Genomic DNA, 220 nt, shown 5'->3' on the forward strand with positions numbered 1-220 from the left:
CGGAAGTCCTCGAACCGGTCCAGGGTGTCGGCGTAGATGTAACCGTCATAGGCATAGCGATAGGCGCTGACGCCGAAGGTGGTCTGGCCTTGCGTCTTCTTGATCCCGGCCTCCAGAGAAACGACGCTTTCGGTCTTCAGGTCCACCGATCCTAGCTCATAGGTGTTGGTCGCCAGGTGCACGCCGCGCGCGTAGAGCTCCTGGATATTGGGCGCGCGCT

At 61.4% G+C, this 220-nt stretch carries 1 protein-coding gene; it reads right to left on the bottom strand.

Annotation, left to right across the window (positions count from 1 at the left end; all coding sequences use genetic code 11):
* On the bottom strand, positions 1-220 hold a 220-nt coding region (locus ACM5QX_RS29700; RefSeq protein ID WP_414756784.1), incomplete at both ends, for a TonB-dependent receptor.

Source organism: Anabaena sp. CCY 9910 (assembly GCF_963920875.1).
GTDB lineage: Bacteria > Cyanobacteriota > Cyanobacteriia > Cyanobacteriales > Nostocaceae > Trichormus > Trichormus variabilis.